Below are 16255 nucleotides of genomic sequence, written 5' to 3'. Positions count from 1 at the left end.
GTGCGCTTCGCGCCGATCGCGAGGCGATGATCGCCGCCAGGGGCCACGCGAGCGCCGGCGGTGTGCTCCTCGCGGCCGCCCAGTGGACGGCCGCACGGCTGTGGATCGATCGGCGGTTACGAGCCGCCCCCGCTCCATTCTTCCCCACGGGTGCGACAGGAACGGGCTGGTCAGAGGCGCCTCAAACCAAGTTGTCCACATCAACCACAGGTTGTCCACAGGTTCGGTGATCGTCCGCCACGCACCCCGTCGACCGGCCACGCTGGCTCGTACCCCGGCTCGTCCGACCGGGTCCACGAGGAGGCTGTCGTGCGATCGAGAGAGATGGTGGAGCGACCGGATCCGCCGCCCCGAGGCCTGGTCATGGTGTCCGACCCCGACCTGCTCGACGCGCTGCTGCGGCTCGCCGCCGCCGCGGGGTGCGAGGTGCAGCGCGCGGTCGATCCCCCGCAGGCCCGAGCGTTCTGGAGCGATGCCCCGCTGGTGGTGCTCGACTCCGCCGCAGCCGCGCAGTGCGCCCGGGCGGGCCTGCCCCGGCGTGGCGCGGTCGTCGTCGCGGTCCGGGGTGAGCCACCGGCCTCGGTCTGGCGGCACGCGGTCGCCGTCGGGGCCGAGCACGTCATCACACTGCCCGAGGCCGAGCAGTGGCTGGTCGCCGCGCTCACCGACGCGGCCGAGGGGCCACGCACCAACGGCGCCGTGCTCGCGGTCGTCGGCGGCCGCGGTGGCGCCGGGGCGTCGGTGCTGGCCGCCGCCGTCGCCGTCACCGCGGTGCGGGAGGGCGCCCGGGCACTCCTCGTCGACTGCGACCCGCTCGGTGGCGGGCTCGACCTCGTACTCGGCGCCGAGGATCTCGGCGGGCTGCGCTGGCCCGGTATCGGGGTCGAGGGGGGCCGCGTCCCGGCCGCGGCGCTCCACGCGGCCCTCCCCTCACCCCGTGTCGGGCGCCGCGACGGCGCGCTCGGCGTCCTCTCCTGCGACCGCAGCACCCACGGTCCCGCGCCCGCGGCCGTGCGCGCCGTGGTCGAGGCCGGCAGGCGGGCCGGCGACGTCGTCGTGTGCGATCTCCCCCGCTACCCCACCGACGCCGCCACCGCTGCGCTGACGGTCGCCGACCTCGTGGCGCTCGTCGTCACCGCCGACGTCCGCTCGTCCGCCGCGGGCGCCAGGGTCGCCACGCTGCTCGGCCGGCACGGCAGGCCGGTCCGCGTCGTCGTCCGCGGTCCGGCGCCGGGCGGCGTCGAGGCCGACGAGGTGGCAAGGGCGGTGGGCGCGCCGCTGCTCGCCGCCATGCGCCCCGAGCCCGGCCTGGCACGAGCACTGGAACGCGGCGAAGCACCGCCGCGGCCGCACGGCCCGCTCGCCGGCGCGGCGCGCTCCGTGCTCACCGCGGTGCGGGCGGCGTCAGGGGCGCGGTCATGAGCACACAAGCGGGCATGGCGCCGCCGGCTCACACCGCGCCGCTCGTCGACCGCGTGCGGTCCCGGCTCGCCACCACCGGCGGCGAGCTCACCCAGGCGGCCGTCGCCGCGGCCGTGCGCGCGGAGTCCGGCGGAGTCGTCTCCGACCTCGACGTGCTGTCCGCGCTGCGGGTCCTGCGCCAGGAGTTCATCGGGGCGGGCCCGCTCGACGAGCTGCTGCGCGACCCGCGCACCACCGACGTCCTCGTCTGCGGACCGGCGTCGGTGTGGGTCGACAGAGGGGCCGGGCTCGAGCGCACCGCGGTCCGCTTCCCCGACGACGGCGCGGTCCGCCGCCTCGCCCAGCGCCTCGCGATCGCAGCGGGGCGCCGGCTCGACGACGCCAGCCCGTACGTCGACGGCTGGGTCGCCGATGCGGGCGTGCGGCTGCACGCGGTGCTGCCACCGGTCGCCGCCGACGGTACCTGCCTGTCGCTGCGCGTCCTGCGCCCGGCCGCCCACGACCTCGCGGCGCTGCGCGCATCGGGCACCCTCGACGCCACCGGCGAGGCGTTGCTGCGCGCCGTGCTCGCCGCCCGGCTCGCGTTCGTCGTGTCCGGCGGCACCGGCAGCGGCAAGACCACGATCCTCGCGGCGCTGCTCGCGGCCGTCGACCCGCACGAACGCGTGGTCTGCGTCGAGGACGCCGAGGAGCTGCGGCCGCGCCACCCGCACGTCGTGCGGCTCGTCGCCCGTCCCGCCAACATCGAGGGAGCGGGCGGGGTCACCCTGCGCGACCTCGTCCGGCAGGCGCTCCGGATGCGGCCCGACCGGCTGATCGTCGGCGAGGTGCGCGGCGCCGAGGTGTGCGATCTGCTGGCCGCCCTCAACACCGGCCACGACGGCGGCGCAGGCACGGTCCACGCCAACTCCGCGCGCGAGGTGCCGGCGAGGATGGAGGCGCTCGCCGCCACCGGCGGGTTGCCCCGCGACGCGCTCCACAGCCAGCTCGCCGCGGCCGTGCAGGTCGTGCTGCACATGCACCGGCTGCCGTCCGGGGCGCGCGTGCTCGACACCGTCGCCGTACTGGGCCGCGACCACCACTCCGACCACCACGAGGTCACCGTCCGCCCCGTGTGGAGCCGCGCGCACGGCTGGGCCGAAGCCCGCGCCGCCCTCGGCACGCTGCTCGAGGAGCGGGAGGTGAGCCTCCCGTGGTGAACGCCGCCGCCGCGTGCGCCGCCCTCGCCGCGGCCATCGCCTGCACGCCTCCGCCGCCCGCTGCCGCCCGGTTCGCCGCGCTGTGGCCGGCCGCGCGAGCCCGGCGCCTGGGCCGGCCCGGCCTCGTCGGGCCCGTCCTCCTCGGCGGGCTAGGGGGCGCCGTGCTCGCCGGCGTCGGCGGTGCGCTGGCCGGGGCGGTGGCCGCGCTCGTGGTGCGGCAGCGGCGGGCGGCCCGGCGGGCGGCGCGTGACCGGGCCACCGCCGCCGAGCAGCTGGCCGCGGCCGTCGCGCGCATCACCGACGAGCTGCGCGCCGGCAGCCATCCGGCCGCGGCGCTCGCCGGCACCGACGCCGACGGCCCGCACGCCCGGGCCGTGCTGGCACCGGCCGCGGTGGCCGCGCGCCTCGGCGACGGGATCGTGCCCGCACTGCGCCGGGGCGGCACGGGCCGTCCGGAGATCAGCGCCGACGTCGAGCGGATCGCCACGGCGTGGGCGCTCGCCGAACGGCACGGCATCCCCCTCGCCGACCTGCTCGGTCGGGCCCACGAGGACATCCGCTGGAGGGTGCGGTTCGCCGCCACCGTCCGAGCGCAGCTCGCCGGGCCACGCGCCACCGCCGGGGTACTCACCATGCTGCCGGTGCTCGGGATCGGGCTCGGGCAGCTGATCGGCGCCGACCCGCTCGGGGTGCTGCGCGGTGGCCCGCTCGGACAGGTCCTGCTGGTCATCGGTGTCGTGCTGCTGGCAGCGGGCAGCGCGTGGTCGGAGCGGATCATCGGTTCGGCGGTGCCGCGGTGACGGGCGGGCCGCCGGCCTCGTCCGGCCAGGCCGCGGCGCTCGTGCTGCTCGCCGCCGCGCTCCTCGTCGGCGGCAGCCGGCCCGGCCGCCACCGGCTCCGCGCGTTGCACGCGCCGCCGTCGCAACCGGCTCCGGACGCTCCACCGGTCCGCCCGGCATGGGTCGCGGTCGGCGCGGTGGCCGCCGGCGCGCTGGGCTGGGCGGCCGCAGGTGCCGCGGCCGGCCTGCTGCTCACCGCCGCCGCGGCCGGCGCCGGTGTCCTCGCTGTGCGGCACGCGCGGCCCGCCCGGGGGCCGGCACCGGAGCCGCACACGGAGCTCGCGGGCGGCTGGGAGCTCCTGGCCGTGTGCCTGGAAGCAGGCCTGCCCGTGGCGCTCGCCGTCACGGCGGCCGCCGAGCCACTGCGCGGCGCCGTCGGTGCACGGCTGCGCCGCACCGCGGGCCTGCTGGAGCTCGGCGCCGACGCAGCGGCGGCGTGGATCGCGGCGGAGCAGCTGCCTGCCCTCGCCACCTTCGCCCGCGCGGCGGGCCGGTCCGCGAGCACGGGGTCGGCACTCGCGCAGGTGGCCCGTGCCGAAGCCGAGCGGATCCGGTCCGGCCTGCTCGACACGGCGCAGGCGAAGGCCCAGCGCGCCGCCGTGCTCATCACCGCGCCGCTCGGCGTGTGCTTCCTCCCGGCCTTCCTGGTCCTGGGCATCGCCCCCGTCGTCGTCGGCCTCGCCGGCGAGGTGCTCGCCAACTGGTGAGCGCCGCAAACCCACGAGATAGAGGAGAAACCGATGATCCAGCTCCGCCCCGTCCGCCCGTTCCCCGTCCGCCGGTTCTGCGCGGCGCTGCCGCCTCGGCTGCGCAGGCTCGGCCGCGACGACCACGGCATGAGCACGGTCGAGTACGCGATAGGCACGGTCGCCGCCGCGGCCTTCGGAGCGCTGCTCTACACCGTGGTCACCGGCGACTCGATCCTCACGGCGCTCACCGGGCTCGTCGAGCGCGCCCTCACGGTCACGTTCTGATGGGACCGCGGGCACCGGGCCGTGCCGGCCATGCCGACAGCGACGGTGGAGCCGTCACCGTCGAGGCGGCGCTGGCGCTGTGCAGCCTCGCGGTGTTCCTCGTCGTGGCGGTCGGCGCGATCGCCGCGGCGGGCGGGTCGATCCGATGCGTCGACGCCGCCCGCGAGCTCGCCCGGCTGGCGGCTCGCGGTGAGGCCGACCGGGGCCGCACCGTCGCGGCCCAGCTGGCACCGTCCGGCGCCCGTCTGGCGCTGCGCGCCGAAGGCGACCTCGTGGTCGCCGAGGTCACGGCCGACGTCCTGCACCCCCTTCCGGTGCGGATCGGGAGCCGCGCCGTGGCCGCACTCGAGCCGGGAGCCGCGCCGCCATGAGCCAGGCCGCCACGAGCCACCGGCACGGTGCCCACGACGTCCGCGACCGGGGCAGCGCCACCGTCTGGGCGGCGCTGGGCATCGCGGTGATCATGACAGTGTTCGCTGTCGGGTTGCACCTGGTCGCCGCGGTGATCGCCCGGCACAGGGCCGAGGCGGCCGCAGACCTCGCCGCGCTGGCGGCCGCCGGACTCGCCGTCGAGGGCGCGGAGACGGCGTGCCGCCGGGCCGGGGAGGTGGCGGGGGCGATGGGCGGCACGGTCGCCTCCTGCCGGCTGGTCGGTTGGGACGCGCTCGTGGAGGTCCGCGTGGCGGTCGCGGTCACGATGCCCGGCATCGACGACGCCACGGGCCGGGCGCGCGCCGGACCGGTCCCGGCAGCCGGCTCCGTCGAGCCGCGACCCCCCGCTGCCGGCGGCACGCCGCCGAACGCACCAGCAGCGGCTCACCCGGTCGGGGCCCGGTGCAGCGGCAGACACGCACCCGTCACGACGAGCGGTCGACCGACACGGCCGGGCGGGACCACCTGCCCTCTGATCAGCGGACACGTTGCTTCGCGCAGCCGCCCGGCGACTCGGCGCACAACGGCAACGCTCGTCGTCACACCAGTACCGATCAGCGACACGCACTGGAAACGGAGGGATACCAAGCGCCTACTGGAGGCAGTCCCCGGGCGGGTTCGCCCGGCCGGACCCCGGAAGTCGCTCCCCAGACTGCGGTGGGGCCGGACCGTCGAAACCGACGCCCACCCCGCATCCGGCCCACCGCGCGCCGACCGTCGCCGGCCGGCCCGGCCCCCGACGTGGCCGGCCGGCGACGGTCTACCTCGAGGCCAAGCCCATCGAAGGGCCGGGCCGCCGGGCGGGAGCACCGGCAGCCGCGGGCGACTCGCCCAACGCGCCGAGCACCACGTCGAGCACGGCCAGGGCCCCCGACTTGTCCAGTGGGGCGTTGCCGTTGCCGCACTTCGGCGACTGCACGCAGGACGGGCACCCGGTGCGGCACTCGCAGTCGGCGATCGCGGCTCGGGTGGCGGCCAGCCAGCGACCCAGCACCGCGTGCCCGCGCTCGGCGAAACCGGCGCCGCCGGGATGGCCGTCGTGCACGAACACGGTGGGCCGTCCCGTGTGCGGGTGCAGTGCGGTGGACATGCCGCCGACGTCCCAGCGGTCGCAGATGGCGAAGAGCGGCAGGAGCCCGATGGCGGCGTGCTCGGCCGCGTGCAGTGCACCGGGGATCCGGATCGGCGGCACCCCGGCCGCCACGAGCGCCTCCTCGTCCACGTCGTACCAGACCCCGCGGGTGCGCAGCACCTGCTCGGGCAGGTCCAGCGGCACGGTCGCGAGCACCGTGCCGTCCGGGGCGCGGCGCAGGTACTCCACCACCTGGGAGGTCACCGTCACCTCGCCGAACGACACCCGCACCGGCCCGAGGTCGCGGTGGGCGAGCACGCGCGCCACCTCGACGTCTGCCGTGGACCGGGCGTCGGTGCGGAACCCCGGGTCGGCCGCCGCCACCACGGCCACGCCCGCCTCGAGGTCCAGCTCCTGCACGAGGTAGGTCTCGCCGCGGTGCAGGTACACGGCGCCGGAGTGCACGGTCGCGGGGGCGGAGGCGCCGTCGGCCGTCCCGAGCATGCGGCCGGTCCCGGCCTCCACCACGGCCACCTGACCGAGGCCGGAGCCCCTGATGTCCACCGCGCCGGCGGGGCGCTCCCTGGTGGAGGGCCAGTACCAGCCGGTCGGCCTCCGCCGCAGCACCCCGTCGGCCACGAGCTCGTCGAGCACCGCAGCGGCGGCGGAGCCACCGAAGACGTCGCGCACGTCGTCCTCGGTCAGGGGCAGCTCGGCAGCGGCGCAGACGAGCTGCGGGCCCAGCACGTACGGGTTCCCCGGATCGAGCACGCAGCCCTCCACCGGGGCGCCGAGGAGGGCTTCCGGGTGGTGCACGAGATAGGTGTCCATGGGGTCGTCGCGCGCCACGAGCACCACGAGGGCCTCGTCACGAGCCCGGCCGGCACGCCCGGACTGCTGCCAGAACGACGCGCGGGTGCCCGGGAAGCCGGCCACCACCACGGCGTCGAGGCCTGCGATGTCCACGCCGAGCTCGAGTGCGTTGGTGGTGGCCATCCCGAGGAGCTCGCCGCCGGCCAGCGCGGCCTCGAGCGCACGCCGCTCCTCGGGGAGGTAGCCACCGCGGTAGGCGGCCACGCGGGGTGGGAGGCCGGGGTCGACGTCGGCGAGCAGCCGTTGGGCGGTGAGCGCCGCCACCTCCGCGCCGCGCCGGGAGCGCACGAACACGAGCGTGCGCGCACCCTCGAGCACCAGGTCGGCGAGCATCCGCGCGGCCTCCCCACCGGCGGGCCTGCGCACCGGTGCTCCGTTCTCACCGGTCAGCTCGGGGAGCAGGGGTGGCTCCCACAGGGCCACGGTGCGCCCCGCTGCGGGCGATCCGTCCTCGGTCACCGCCGCGACCTGCCTCCCGGTGAGCCGCGCTGCGAACGCCGCGGGCTCGGCCACCGTGGCCGATGCGAGCACGAGCGTGGGACGCGAGCCGTAGCGCGCACACACCCGCAGGAGCCTGCGCAGCAGCAGGGCCACGTGCGAACCGAACACGCCGCGGTAGGTGTGGCACTCGTCCACCACCACGAACTGCAGCCTCCGCAGGAACATCGCCCACTGGCTGTGCCTCGGCAGCATCGCGCGGTGCAGCATGTCCGGGTTGCTGAACAGCCAGCGGCCGTGGCGGCGGGCCCAGTCGCGCGCGTCGGTGGGGGTGTCGCCGTCGAACGGGGCCGGGCGCACGTCGGGCACCGCGAGCGCGTCGAGCGCCCGCAGCTGATCGGCTGCGAGCGCCTTGGTGGGCGAGAGGTAGAGGGCGGTGGCCTTGGGGTCGTGGGCGAACCGCGCGAGCACGGGCAGCTGGTAGGCGAGCGACTTGCCCGACGCCGTCCCGGTGGCCACCGCCACGTCGCGGCCCGCCCAGGCCAGCTCGGCGGCCTCGGCCTGGTGGGTCCACGGGGCCGGCACTCCCTGGCGCTGCCACGCCTCGCGCAGCCCGGGCGGCACCCACCCCGGCCAGGGCGCGGTCCGCCCGGCCCGCGACGGGAGCCGCACGGCGTGCCGCAGCGGGGTCGCGTCGCCGGCGGAGGGCGCCTCGGATCCGGCGAGCACCCGGCGCAGCAGCGCCTCGCCCCGCCCCTCCGGTTCGCGCACGTCACCCACGGTGCCCGAGGTTGGCACACCACACCGACGTCCACCCCGCCGGTGCCTGCGAGGCCTGCGGTTCGACCATGCGGCGGTGAGGGGACTCACTGCGCGGTGTCGAAAGCCACACACTTACACTGCACGCGCCTGTACCGCGCCCACGTGGGGCGACGGGTTTCTCCAGACGCCAGGGTTGCCGTCCGTGTTCCCTGGCCCATTTCATTACTGACCAGGAGGACGGATGTACGTGTCCACCCTCGCCGCGAGCGATCTGACGCTCGCGGGGGGCGACTACGCCATCGTCGGCGTGGTCGCGGTGGTCGCGCTCGCCGCACTGGCCATCGGCTTCGTCCTGCTCCGGGAGGTTCTCGCTGCCGGCGAGGGCACCTCCAAGATGCAGGACATCGGTCGAGCGGTCCAGGAAGGCGCCGCGGCGTACCTCAACCGCCAGTTCCGCACGCTCGGCATCTTCGTCGTGATCGTGTTCGTACTGCTGTTCGCCCTGCCGGGCGACATCGGCGAGCGCGTGGGGCGGTCGATCTTCTTCGTCATCGGCGCCGTGTTCTCCGCGACAATCGGATACCTGGGCATGTGGCTCGCCACCCGGGCCAACATCCGGGTCGCCGCCGCCGCCCGCGAGGAGGGCGGCCGCGAGAAGGCCATGCGCATCGCGTTCCGCACCGGCGGCGTGGTGGGCATGTTCACCGTCGGCCTCGGCCTGTTCGGTGCCGCGGTCGTGGTGCTCGTCTACACCGGCCAGGCCCCGAAGGTGCTCGAAGGCTTCGGGTTCGGGGCCGCGCTGCTCGCGATGTTCATGCGTGTCGGCGGTGGCATCTTCACCAAGGCCGCCGACGTCGGCGCCGACCTCGTCGGCAAGGTCGAGCAGGGCATCCCCGAGGACGACCCGCGCAACGCGGCCACGATCGCCGACAACGTGGGCGACAACGTCGGCGACTGCGCCGGCATGGCCGCCGACCTGTTCGAGTCGTACGCGGTCACCCTGGTCGCCGCGTTGATCCTGGGCACGGCGGCGTTCGGCCAGCAGGGCCTGCTGTTCCCGCTGATCGTGCCGGCCATCGGTGTGCTCACCGCCGTCGTCGGTGTCTACATCACGCGCGCCCGGGAGGGCGAGGGCGGCCTCAAGGCCATCAACCGCAGCTTCTACATCTCCGCGGTCATCTCGGCCGTGCTGTGCGTGATCGCCGCCTTCGTGTACCTGCCGTCGAGCTTCGACGCGCTGACCTCGCCGAGCGACGCCAGCGTCGTCACCGCCATGGCCGGCTCCGACCCGCGCGTGATCGCATCGGTCGCGGTGATCATCGGCATCGTGCTGGCCGGCGTGATCCTCTGGCTCACCGGCTACTTCACCGGCACCGAGGACAAGCCGGTCAAGACGGTGGGCGAGTCCTCGCTCACCGGTGCGGCCACCGTCATCCTCGCCGGAATCTCGATCGGCTTCGAGTCGGCCGTCTACACCGCGCTCGTGATCAGCGCGGCGGTGTTCGGGGCGTTCACGCTCGCCACCGGGTCGATCACGGTGGCGCTGTTCGCCGTGGCGCTCGCCGGCACCGGCCTGCTCACCACGGTCGGCGTGATCGTCGCGATGGACACCTTCGGCCCGGTCTCCGACAACGCGCAGGGCATCGCCGAGATGTCCGGCGACGTCGAGGGCGACGGGGTCGGCATCCTCACCGAGCTGGACGCGGTGGGCAACACCACCAAGGCCATCACGAAGGGCATTGCGATCGCCACGGCGGTGCTCGCCGCCACGGCCCTGTTCGGGTCCTACCGCGACGCGATCAACCAGGCGCTCACCGAGGCAGGCGGCACGCTCGCCGACGCGGGCACCGCGTTCGCCTTCGAGGTGTTCGCGCCAAACACGCTCGTCGGTGTGATCATCGGTGCGAGCGTCGTGTTCATGTTCTCCGGGCTCGCGATCAACGCCGTCACGCGCGCGGCGGGAGCGATCGTGTTCGAGGTCCGCCGGCAGTTCCGGGAGGACCCCGGGATCATGGAGGGCACCGTCCGCCCCGAGTACGGCCGCGTCGTGGACATCTGCACCCGCGACTCGCTGCGCGAGCTGGCCACCCCCGGCCTGCTGGCGATCTTCGCGCCGATCGCCGTCGGCTTCGGCCTCGGCGTGGGCCCGCTCGCGGGGTACCTCGCAGGCGCCATCGCTACCGGCACCCTGATGGCCATCTTCCTGGCCAACTCGGGTGGCGCGTGGGACAACGCGAAGAAGCTCGTCGAGGACGGTCACCACGGTGGCAAGAACTCGCCTGCGCACGAGGCCACCGTCATCGGTGACACCGTCGGCGACCCGTTCAAGGACACCGCGGGCCCGGCCATCAACCCGCTGATCAAGGTGATGAACCTGGTCTCGGTGCTGATCGCCCCGGCCATCGTGACGTTCTCGGTCGGCGACTCGGCATCCACCCCGATCCGCATCGTGATCGCGCTGGTCGCCGTGGCGATCATCGTCGGGGCGGTCGTGGTGTCGAAGCGCCGTTCCACCTCCATCGCCGACACCCCGGCGGAGAGCACGGTCAGCTGAGCGCATCTGCCCAACCGGAGGCCGTTCACCCGTACGGGTGGACGGCCTCCGTCGTTGGAAGGGCAAGCGCCAGCCCCGGGAGGACTCATGAGAACGCGCAGGATCAGCTGCACCGCCGCCGCGCTCGCGGCGCTCGTCGCCGGGTGCGGCGGCCCCGCCGCGCCGAGCGAGCAGGCCGTGGCCTGGACCGACCAGGTGTGCGAGGCGCTCTCCGGCTTCACCCGGGCAGCCACGACGAGCCCGCACATCAACCGCGGCGATCCGGCGGCCGCGGTGCAGGAGCTGGATCGGTACCTCGGGGCGACGTCCGAGGAGCTGCAGCGTTCCCTCACCGCGCTGGACGGCGTCGGCTCGTCCCCCGTCGACGGCGGCGACGACTACGTCGGCCGCCTCGAGGAGGCCCTGCGCGGCATCCGGGGCGGTTTCGAGGCGGCGCGCACCCAGCTCGCCACCGTCGACGTGTCCGATCCGGCGCAGTTCGCGACGGCCGTCCCGGCGGCGCTGGCTCCGTTGCAGGAGCTGCACAACCTCCCCGCGCCCACGGAGGGGATGCGCGCGAGCGAGGAGCTCGGTGCGGCGAGCGAGCAGGCCGGGAGCTGCCGGCAGCTCCGCGTGACCACCACACCGGCGGGCTGATGGAGGACACCGCTCGTCGCTGCGGTCGGAGGGCTCCTGTGGAGCGCGCGCGGCGGACGGGCACACTGTCGGGTGACCGTGTCCTCAGCGCCGGGAGCAGCCGAATGCCCCGTATCACCCCGCCCGCCTTCCTCCTTCCGGCCGTCGCGGCCCTGGCGCTCAGCGGTGGTTGCACCACCGCCGTGTCGGGAGCCGCCTCCGCCGACAGCGTGGCAGCCGGGCAGGGCACCGTGGCGTGGGTCGACCAGATCTGCGGCTCGCTCCTGCCGTACCTCAAAGCGGCGGCATCGCCGCCGAAGCCGGCCGCGGCGCCGGATGCGGCGACCCTGGTGCGGGACATCGACGACTGGCTCACCGAGTCGGAGAAGAGTGCCGGCACGGCGATCAGCGGGATGGACGCGGCCGGGCCGGCGCCCATCGCGGGCGGCGACGAGATCGTCGGTCGGTTGAGCAGCACGCTGAAGACGATGCAGGCGTCCTACCGGGACGCCCGTGCGCGCATCGAACGCGTCGACATCAACAACCGGCAGGAGCTGCAGCGCGAGGTGCCCGCCGCGGTCGAGTCGGTGAAGCGGCTCGCGAGCAGCCCGATGGCCGACCTGCAGCGCTATCCCGAGCTCGCGCAGGCGGGCAAGGAGGCAGCCGGCTGCCAGCAGATCGCGCGTGAAGTCGGGAGGTGACCGCATGACCCGCTCGTCCCGGCGCGGGTGCGCTCTGATCGGGGTCCTGGCCACTGCGGTGCTGCTCACCGCAGGTTGCACCACCACGGTCGACGGCTCAGCGGCCGCCGACTCGTCGCCGGTGCCGGCAGAAGGCCCGGGAAGCGATCCGGCCGCGTGGGCCGATCGCGTCTGCGGCGCGGTCCTGAGCTTCGCCGTGCCCGCCACGTCCGCGCCGGACTTCTCGCGCACGAGCGACCTCCCAGCCGTCCAGCGCACGGTCAGCTCCTACCTGGAGACCGTCGTCAGGGGGGCCCAGCAGGGCCAGACGCGGCTCGCGGAGGCGGGCCGGGCACCGGAGCCCGGAGGCGACGAGGCCGCCCGCCGAGCACGGGATGCGCTGGGGAAGCTCGAGAAGGACCTCGGCGGCGCCAAGACCACGGTGGACGCCATGAACCCGGACGATCCCGCGGCCTTCATGGCGACCCTTGCACAGGTGGAGTCGAAGGTGTCGGCGGTCACCCCGCCGAACCCGCTCGGCGACCTCACCGCCGCGCCCCGCCTGTTCCGGGCAGCGGAAGGTGCGGCGCAGTGCCGGCGACTGTCGGCACTGGCGACGGGTGCGCCCCGCTGAGCAGAACGGATCGGCGCGTCCCGGTACCACACATCGAACAGGTGTTCTACTCTGCGCTGCGTGTCGCAGCTGTCGATGTTCTCAGCGGAGGCGCGGCCGCCACAGGTGAGCGACCTGGCGGGGCTGCTCTGCGGTCCGGGGCAGATCGCGCGGTTCGGAGCCGGTGACCAGGCCAGGCTCTCGATCGTCCTGCCCGATCCCGCCCGCGCGCCCGCGGTCGGCACCGCGTGCGCGGCAACCGGCATCCCGGTCACCACCGTCCGCACGGAGTCGGGTGCGCTCGCCCTGCGCACGGCGTTCCGGTGCGACCTGGTGGGCCTGGCGAAGGCGTGGACGCGGGGAGCGCCGAAATGCGTTCCGGAGGGATGGCAACTCGACGGCCCGACGTTACGCATGTGGGCACTTGCGGCGGGCCGTCCCGATGGGAGGGGTGGCTACCTGCTGGACCTCGACCCGGACGCCCCCGAGACGCACCTGCCGCTCATCGCGGCCGCCACCCGGGCGGGCCTTCCGCCTGCTCGCGTGGGGGACGGAGCGGCCCTGCGGATCAGCGGCACGCGCCGCGTCGCACGGCTGGTGGAGCTGGTCGGGCCGGTCCCGCCGGGGGCCGCGACGGCCGAGTGGCCACGGTACTGGGGTAGAACGGCGTCTTGACGGGATGGTTAGGCTCGCGCGGCGTAGGTCGGCAGCACGTCGGTCCCTCCCCGGTTCCGCAGCTGAATGTGACGAGCGTGACACAGCGGGTGGGTGTGCGAACGCAGGGTTCCGGCGAAAGCCGGTTCCAGGGCCACGCATACTCGGTGTCCTGGCCCCCCGTGCAGCCGGCGCGGCGGGCATCGGGGACGTCCGGTGCGCGTGCCGACGGCAGGCGCTCGCGGCACGTCCGTAGACGATGGAGTAGGACCAGGTGGCAACCGGAACGACGAGTGCGAAGCCCGCGACCGAAAAGGGCACGGGCGGTGGCCGCACGGCGGGCGGCGGCCGGGGTACCGGCACGTCCACCGGCCCCGCCAACGGGCGGCCGCTGCGACGGTTGGTGATCGTCGAGTCCGGCACGAAGGCCAAGAAGATCCAGCAGTACCTCGGCCGCGACTACGTAGTGGAGGCCTCGGTCGGGCACATCCGCGACCTGCCGCGCGGGGCGGCCGACGTCCCGGCCAAGTACAAGGGCGAGCCGTGGGCCCGGCTGGGCGTCGACGTCGACAACCAGTTCGCGCCGCTCTACGTCATCACGCCGGAGAAGAAGGGCAAGGTCGCCGAGCTCAAGGACGCTCTGAAGTCGGTCGACGAGATCCTGCTCGCCACGGACCCCGACCGCGAGGGCGAGGCCATCGCCTGGCACCTGCTCGACACGCTCAAGCCGAAGATCCCGGTGCGCCGGATGGTCTTCCACGAGATCAGCGAGTCGGCCATCCGCGCGGCCGTCGAGAACCTGCGCGATCTCGACCACGACCTCGTCGACGCGCAGGAGACCCGACGCATCCTGGACCGCCTCTACGGCTACGAGGTCTCCCCCGTGCTGTGGAAGAAGGTCATGCCGAAGCTCTCGGCGGGCCGGGTGCAGTCGGTGGCCACGCGGATCATCGTGCAGCGCGAGCGCGAGCGGATGGCGTTCGTCCCGGCGTCCTACTGGGACATCGCCGCACAGATGGACGCGGGCGCCGAGGCCTCTCCGCGGCAGTTCCCGGCGCGGCTGGTCGCCGTCGACGGGATCCGGGTCGCCACGGGCCGCGACTTCGGCGCCGACGGGCAGCTGAAGAACTCGGGCCGGAAGGACGCCGCCCGGGCGCTGGACGAGGCGAGCGCGCGCCGGCTCGCGGAGGCGCTGCAGGATCGCGACCTCGCGGTCGAGTCCGTCGAGTCGAAGCCCTACACGCGCAAGCCGTACGCGCCGTTCATGACCTCCACGCTGCAGCAGGAGGCCGGCCGCAAGCTGCGGTTCTCGGCCGACCGCACGATGCGCAGCGCGCAGCGCCTCTACGAGAACGGCTACATCACCTACCTGCGCACCGACTCCACGACGCTGTCGGAGACGGCCATCCAGGCGGCGCGCACCCAGGCCCGCGAGCTGTACGGCGCCGAGTACGTCTCGCCGCAGCCGCGGCAGTACACGCGCAAGGTGAAGAACGCGCAGGAGGCCCACGAGGCCATCCGGCCCGCGGGCGACACCTTCCGCACGCCCGGTGAGATCGCCCGTGAGGTCGACGGTGACGACTTCCGGCTCTACGAGCTGATCTGGCAGCGCACGGTGGCCTCGCAGATGGCCGACGCCCGCGGCACCACCGTGAGCGTCCGGATCTCCGGGACGGCCGCCACCGGCGAGGACGTCACGTTCGCCGCGTCGGGCCGGACGATCACGTTCGCCGGCTTCCTCAAGGCCTACGTCGAGACGCTCGACGAGGGCAGCGACGGCCAGGCCGACGACGCCGAGTCGCGGCTGCCCGAGCTGGTGAAGGGGCAGCCGCTCACGGCGGCCGAGCTGCGCCCGGAGGGCCACACCACCAGCCCGCCCGCGCGCTACACGGAGCCGAGCCTGATCAAGGCGCTCGAGGACCTCGGCATCGGCCGTCCCTCGACGTACTCGTCGATCATCAAGACCATCCAGGACCGCGGCTACGTGTGGAAGAAGGGGCAGGCACTCGTGCCGTCCTGGATCGCGTTCGCCGTGGTGGGGCTGCTGGAGCACCACTTCGGCCGGCTGGTCGACTACGACTTCACCGCCGCGATGGAGGACGAGCTCGACGCGATCGCGCAGGGCACCCAGCGCCGCACCGAATGGCTGTCGGGCTTCTACTTCGGCGCCGACCAGGGCCGTGAGGGCTCGGTCGCGCGCTCCGGTGGCCTGAAGAAGCTGGTGGGCGTCAACCTCGAGGAGATCGACGCCCGCGAGATCAACTCCGTGCCGGTGTTCGACGACGTCGTGGTGCGCGTCGGCCGCTACGGGCCCTACCTCGAGCGCGTGCGGGACGGCGAGTCGCAGCGGGCCAACCTGCCCGACGACCTGCCGCCGGACGAGCTCACGCCCGAGGTCGCCGAGCAGCTGTTCGCCGTGCCGCAGGAGGGGCGCTCGCTGGGCGTCGACCCGGTCACCGGGCACGAGATCGTGGCCAAGGAGGGCCGCTACGGGCCCTACGTCACCGAGATCCTCCCGGACCCGGAGGCGCCGGCCGAGACCAACGGCCGGAAGAAGGCCCCCGCGAAGCCCAAGCCGCGCACGGGCTCGCTGTTCAAGTCGATGACCACCGAGTCCGTCACGCTCGATGAGGCGCTGAAGCTGCTCTCGCTGCCGCGGCTGGTGGGCACCGATCCGGAGAGCGGTGAGGAGATCACCGCCCAGAACGGCCGCTACGGGCCGTACCTGAAGAAGGGCACCGACTCGCGTTCGCTCGCGGGCGAGGAGCAGCTGTTCACGGTCACCCTCGACGAGGCGCTCGAGCTGTACAAGCAGCCCAAGCAGCGGGGCAGGCGCACGGCGGCGGCCACCCCGGCGCTGCGCGAGCTCGGCAAGGACTCCGCCACCGGCAAGCCGATGGTGATCAAGGACGGCCGGTTCGGCCCGTACGTGACGGATGGCGAGACCAACGCATCGCTCCGCAAGGGCGACGAGGTCGAGAAGATCACCGACGAGCGGGCGAGCGAGCTGCTGGCCGAGCGCAGGGCTAAGGCCGGCACCACCACCAAGAAGGCACCGGCCCGCCGCAAGGCGGCACCGCGCAAGAAGGCGGAAGCCAAGAGCTGAGGCAACGCTGGGGAGCCGTGGC

At 74.6% G+C, this 16255-nt stretch carries 13 protein-coding genes and 1 pseudogene; 13 read left to right on the top strand and 1 reads right to left on the bottom strand.

All coding sequences use genetic code 11. The annotated features are described in order from the left end of the window. The first annotated feature begins 309 nt into the window (after nt 1–309). From ssd to FB388_RS41010, 7 genes and pseudogenes are all read left to right on the top strand, one after another. Nucleotides 310–1422 (top strand): septum site-determining protein Ssd, encoded by a 1113-nt coding sequence (ssd, locus tag FB388_RS38950; protein ID WP_281290533.1) that lies wholly within the window; start codon nt 310–312, stop codon nt 1420–1422. After that, a complete protein-coding gene (locus FB388_RS38945) occupies nt 1419–2621 on the top strand; it encodes a TadA family conjugal transfer-associated ATPase (RefSeq protein WP_246122831.1) in 1203 nt (400 codons plus the stop codon). The genes ssd and FB388_RS38945 overlap by 4 nt, the downstream gene beginning before the upstream one ends. Further along, on the top strand, nt 2615–3421 hold the full coding sequence (locus FB388_RS38940; protein ID WP_142107612.1) for a type II secretion system F family protein: 807 nt from the start codon (nt 2615–2617) through the stop codon (nt 3419–3421). Before FB388_RS38945 ends, FB388_RS38940 begins: the two co-directional genes overlap by 7 nt. After that, complete coding sequence (locus FB388_RS38935; RefSeq protein ID WP_246122830.1) at nt 3418–4167, top strand: type II secretion system F family protein; 750 nt, start codon at nt 3418–3420, stop codon at nt 4165–4167. Before FB388_RS38940 ends, FB388_RS38935 begins: the two co-directional genes overlap by 4 nt. Before the next feature lie 33 nt (nt 4168–4200). Continuing rightward, nucleotides 4201–4434: a DUF4244 domain-containing protein gene (locus FB388_RS41015; RefSeq protein WP_142107611.1), complete on the top strand. Its 234-nt coding sequence runs from the start codon at nt 4201–4203 to the stop codon at nt 4432–4434. After that, a complete protein-coding gene (locus FB388_RS38925; RefSeq protein ID WP_142107610.1) occupies nt 4434–4805 on the top strand; it encodes a TadE family type IV pilus minor pilin in 372 nt (123 codons plus the stop codon). The genes FB388_RS41015 and FB388_RS38925 overlap by 1 nt, the downstream gene beginning before the upstream one ends. After that, nucleotides 4802–5116, top strand: a pseudogene (locus FB388_RS41010) (Rv3654c family TadE-like protein); the annotation flags it as partial. The gene FB388_RS38925 and the pseudogene FB388_RS41010, both read left to right, overlap by 4 nt. Nucleotides 5117–5626: 510 nt before the next feature. Here the strand turns inward: FB388_RS41010 and FB388_RS38915 are convergent. Continuing rightward, on the bottom strand, nt 5627–8020 hold the full coding sequence (locus tag FB388_RS38915; protein ID WP_211362485.1) for a DEAD/DEAH box helicase: 2394 nt from the start codon (nt 8018–8020) through the stop codon (nt 5627–5629). A gap of 232 nt (nt 8021–8252) precedes the next feature. Here FB388_RS38915 and FB388_RS38910 point away from each other — a divergent pair, with 232 nt between their 5' ends. The 6 genes from FB388_RS38910 to topA all read left to right on the top strand — a co-directional run bounded on the left by FB388_RS38910 (nt 8253) and on the right by topA (nt 16233). Next, on the top strand, nt 8253–10565 hold the full coding sequence (locus FB388_RS38910; RefSeq protein WP_142107608.1) for a sodium-translocating pyrophosphatase: 2313 nt from the start codon (nt 8253–8255) through the stop codon (nt 10563–10565). 87 nt (nt 10566–10652) lie between these two features. Continuing rightward, nucleotides 10653–11201, top strand: a complete 549-nt coding sequence (locus FB388_RS38905; RefSeq protein WP_142107607.1) for a hypothetical protein — start codon at nt 10653–10655, stop codon at nt 11199–11201. Between the two features lie 104 nt (nt 11202–11305). Continuing rightward, on the top strand, nt 11306–11881 hold the full coding sequence (locus tag FB388_RS38900; protein WP_142107606.1) for a hypothetical protein: 576 nt from the start codon (nt 11306–11308) through the stop codon (nt 11879–11881). Nucleotides 11882–11885: 4 nt separating this feature from the next. Continuing rightward, a complete protein-coding gene (locus tag FB388_RS38895) occupies nt 11886–12494 on the top strand; it encodes a hypothetical protein (protein WP_142107605.1) in 609 nt (202 codons plus the stop codon). Between the two features lie 60 nt (nt 12495–12554). Next, nucleotides 12555–13148: a hypothetical protein gene (locus FB388_RS38890; RefSeq protein WP_142107604.1), complete on the top strand. Its 594-nt coding sequence runs from the start codon at nt 12555–12557 to the stop codon at nt 13146–13148. A 382-nt stretch (nt 13149–13530) separates the two neighbouring features. Beyond that, nucleotides 13531–16233, top strand: coding sequence for a type I DNA topoisomerase (topA, locus tag FB388_RS38885; RefSeq protein WP_211362528.1), 2703 nt, complete (start codon nt 13531–13533; stop codon nt 16231–16233). The last annotated feature ends 22 nt before the right edge of the window (nt 16234–16255 follow it).

This window comes from Pseudonocardia cypriaca, assembly GCF_006717045.1.
Taxonomy (GTDB): domain Bacteria; phylum Actinomycetota; class Actinomycetes; order Mycobacteriales; family Pseudonocardiaceae; genus Pseudonocardia; species Pseudonocardia cypriaca.
The sequence above is the reverse complement of the archived record's forward strand: the minus strand, read 5'-3'. Positions and strand labels throughout refer to the sequence as shown.